This window comes from Pseudomonas sp. PS01303 (assembly GCF_029959385.1).
Classification (GTDB): Bacteria; Pseudomonadota; Gammaproteobacteria; order Pseudomonadales; family Pseudomonadaceae; genus Aquipseudomonas; species Aquipseudomonas rustica.
This window is the reverse complement of sequence record NZ_JASCPK010000290.1, coordinates 1-2,512: the sequence shown is the minus strand read 5'-3', so window position 1 is coordinate 2,512 and position 2,512 is coordinate 1. Positions and strand designations below refer to the sequence as shown.

Annotated in this window: 2 protein-coding genes; one reads left to right on the top strand and one right to left on the bottom strand. The window is 58.5% G+C overall.

The genetic code is table 11. From position 1 onward, the window contains the following. Window positions 1-180 precede the first annotated feature (180 nt). Window positions 181-810, top strand: coding sequence for a glutathione S-transferase (locus QMX93_RS30515; RefSeq protein ID WP_282359311.1), 630 nt, complete (start codon window positions 181-183; stop codon window positions 808-810). A gap of 181 nt (window positions 811-991) precedes the next feature. On the opposite strand, the gene creD is transcribed toward QMX93_RS30515, so the two are convergent. Beyond that, window positions 992-2,359, bottom strand: a complete 1,368-nt coding sequence (creD, locus tag QMX93_RS30510) for a cell envelope integrity protein CreD (protein WP_282359310.1) — start codon at window positions 2,357-2,359, stop codon at window positions 992-994. Between the last annotated feature and the right edge of the window lie 153 nt (window positions 2,360-2,512).

The following is a 2,512-nucleotide window of genomic DNA, read 5'->3' as shown; positions in this document are numbered from 1 at the left end:
CTAAGAAACCACTGTAGGAGTGAGCCTGCTCGCAATAGCGCAATCACATTCAACATCACCGTTGACTGAACTACCGCTATCGCGAGCAGGCTCACTCCTACATTTGCTTCAGCGCAAGGCTTGAGCTCGCATCCTGACAGGCTATGCTGCCCCTTCACCATTCTGATCGAGACCCTGCCAATGTCCGCCCCCAGCATGACCCTGTACCACAACACCCTCTCCCCGTTCGTGCGCAAAGTAATGGTCTTGCTCCACGAAACCGGTCAGCAGGATCGCGTTGCCCTGCAAGACTGCGTGCTCTCCCCGGTCAGCCCGAGCGCCGAGCTCAATGCCGACAACCCGCTAGGAAAAATCCCGGCCCTGCGCCTAGCCGACGGCACGGTCATCCATGACAGCCGCGTGATCCTCGAATACCTCGACCACCAGCACGTCGGCAACCCGCTGATCCCGCGCGAAGGCTCGGCCCGCTGGCGCCGTCTGACCCTCGCCTCGCTGGCCGACGGGATCATGGACGCCGCGGTGATGGTGCGTTATGAACAGGTCCTGCGCGCCCCGGAAAAACACTGGGATGAATGGCTCGAAGCGCAACGCGAGAAGATCCGTCGTGCGCTGAATCTGTTGGAGCACGATGCGATTGCCGAGCTGACCAGCCACTTCGATGTGGCCGCGATCAGCGTCGCCAGTGCGTTGGGTTACCTGGATCTGCGCTTCCCCGACCTGGGCTGGCGTGAAGCTAATCCGCAACTGGCTAACTGGTTTTTTGAAGTGAGTCAGCGACCGTCCATGATCGCGACGATGCCCAAGCCTTAGTTTTTGGGTGCCTGCTCCGGCCTCTTCGCGAGCAGGCTCACTCCTACAGTTGACCGCATTTCCCTGTAGGAGTGAGCCAGCTCGCGATGGCGGCAACTCGCTTCCACAGGCAAATAGCCGATAATCCGCGTCACTAACCCATCCTTCCACAGCTGATCCTCACGCAACCCCAGCGACCGGCTCATTCCACCACCCCGATATCAAACTCCAACGGTTTGGCCGGCTTCTGCCCGATCCCGTACCAATCCAGTTTGCGCGTCAGCACCATAAACACACCGAGCAAGCCGAACAGCAGCAACGAGCCCATCAACAACGCGTAATCCTCCGCGCTCAACAGCCCATAAAGCAGTCCATACAACGCCGCCAACCCCGCCGAAAAACTCAAGCCATGGTGCACGCTGCGCAGCACGTGGCAGACGTAAAAGCCGATCAGCAACACACAAGCACTGGCCGACAGCAGATACGCCAGGGTAAAACCGATGTGCTCCGACAGCGACAGCAGCAACAGATAGAAAAACGCCAACGCGACACCGACCAGCGCGTATTGCACCGGGTGCACCGCGAGACTTTTCAGTACTTCGAAGAGAAAGAAACCGGCGAACGTCAGGACGATAAACAGCAATGCATATTTGATCGCCCGGTCACTCTTCAGGTACTGATCCACCGGGTCGATAAAACTCACGCCAAAGCTGCGGCTGTTGAACGCCTCGCAATCGCCCATCACACAGCGATGCATTGCTTCCTGCAGGTTGGTGGAGAAAAACGAGGTCTGCCAATCGGCCTTGAAACCCTGATCGCTGATCTCGCGTTTGGCCGGCAGGAAGTTGCCGATGAAGCTCGGATGCGGCCAATTCGCGCCGAGGCTGACACTGCTGGTCTTGCCCACCGGCAGCACGCGCAGCGAACCGGTGCCCTGCAGTTGCAGATCGAAGGCGAACGCCAGCTCGGTGGTTTTGCTGGTATCCAGCGTCGGCAGCGTGACCCGCACACCCTCGCCGAGCCAAGCCACTTCCGTGCCCGGGACAAAGTCCAGACGCTGACCATCAAGTTCCAGTTTCAGCGCGTTTTCGATGCCGCGAATGTCGCTGATGCCGACGGCGAGAAACGGCGCGTCGAACTGGTAGTCAGCAAAATTTTCCTTGATGCCCAATTGCGCCGGCAGTGAGAAATGACCATTGATACGGTTGTCGGCATGGAACAGTCGCGCCTCGTAGATCCCGCGTTTACGCAGTTCGGTTTGCACTTGGCCGTCGAGCTCAAAACGCTCGGGCAGAAAGTACAAACGCCCGCGCTCTTCGCCGATTTCCTGGTAACGCTTATTGGTTTTTTCGTTGGTTTTCCACGTGCGCATCACTTTGCGAAATGGCACCACCATCACCGGGCCGCTCACCTGCTGGCTGTAACTGGAACTGCGGGCGATGTCTTCGAGCACGCCGTCGCGCAGCTGTTGGCGCTCGTCGATGACGCCATCGATCATCAACAGCGGGATCAGCACTAGCAGGATCAGCAGCGCGATGGCGCCGAGCTTGATGGTCAGATTTTTGTTCATGGGACTCTCCCTGTTTTGATGGGGGGAGTCTGGTGATGGGGTGTGGGGGTTTTGTGGGGGGAATGTGGAGATTGTGTGGAGACTTCAATGCCCCCATCGCGAGCAGGCTCACTCCTACAGTTGATCGCATTCCAATCTGTAGGAGTGAGCCTG

Excerpts from the sequence above, each read along its gene's own strand:
- QMX93_RS30515 (WP_282359311.1), top strand. The coding sequence starts at position 181 with ATGTCCGCCCCCAGCATGACCCTGTACCACAACACCCTCTCCCCGTTC.
- creD (WP_282359310.1), bottom strand. The coding sequence starts at position 2,359 with ATGAACAAAAATCTGACCATCAAGCTCGGCGCCATCGCGCTGCTGATC.